We start from the raw sequence: 992 nt of genomic DNA, 5'->3' as shown, positions 1-992 counted from the left end.
CTGTCCGCGAATGTAAGTTGCTGATCCATCTGATACGTCCTCGATCATGTGCAGTCAGCATTATCCCATGTGGCGAACTTGATCACACCTTCCCTAGCAGCCTGTCGGGTTTTCGATAGCCCTGTGAGATAATCCACCTGTCATCGAGCTACGACCGGAACGTCATCATGAGCCGCTTTATTCCAGTAGACCGCCAGACCGACTACCTACTGCCACCTTCGGTTGATGAGTGGTTGCCTGATGAGCACCTGGCGCGCTTTGTCGTCGATGTGGTCGAACAGCTGGACTTGTCTGCGTTAACACAGCAGTACGCTGGCCGAGGCCATAAGGCGCATCATCCTGCGGTATTGCTGAGCCTGCTGATCTACGGCTACGCCACTGGCGTGATCTCCAGTCGCAAGATCGAACGCGCCACCTACGACTCGATTGCCTTCCGCTACCTGGCCGCGAACACCCATCCCGACCACGATACGCTGGCCACTTTCCGCCGTCGCTTTTTACCTGAGCTGGAACAACTGTTTGTTCAGGTACTGTTGCTGGCACGTGAGATGAAACTGCTCAAGTTCGGCACCATCGCCCTCGATGGCACCAAAGTTAAAGCCAATGCCAGCAAGCACAAGGCGCTGTCCTATGGACATGCCAAGAAGCTGGAGGCTCAGCTCAAGACCGAGGTAAACGCCTTGATTCAACGGGCCGAAGCGGCCGACAACGATGTCGCGACCGATGGTATGGACATTCCGGCCGAAATCGCACGGCGTGAAGCCCGTTTGGCGGCCATTGCAGAGGCGAAGATCAAAATTGAAGCCCGTGCGCAAGAACGGGATGCCGCAGAACAAACCGCTTACCAGGATAAAACAGCCAATCGCGATGCACAGCGAAAGGCAGGTAAAAAGCCGCGTGGGCGTGATCCCAAGCCTCCGATGGGAGGCCCACGCGATAAGGATCAGGTGAATCTCACGGATCCACAGTCACGCATCATGCCGGTCACGGGC

1 protein-coding gene is annotated in these 992 nt (G+C 56.4%); it reads left to right on the top strand.

The window, feature by feature from the left end; all coding sequences use genetic code 11:
• Nucleotides 1-167 precede the first annotated feature (167 nt).
• The coding region (locus KTN04_RS16590) for a transposase (RefSeq protein ID WP_217336334.1) at nucleotides 168-992 on the top strand (825 nt) is incomplete at its 3' end.

This window comes from Marinobacterium weihaiense (genome assembly GCF_019061305.1).
Classification (GTDB): domain Bacteria; phylum Pseudomonadota; class Gammaproteobacteria; order Pseudomonadales; family Balneatricaceae; genus Marinobacterium; species Marinobacterium weihaiense.
Note: the sequence above shows the minus strand (reverse complement) of the source record. Positions and strands in the feature narration are given on the sequence as shown.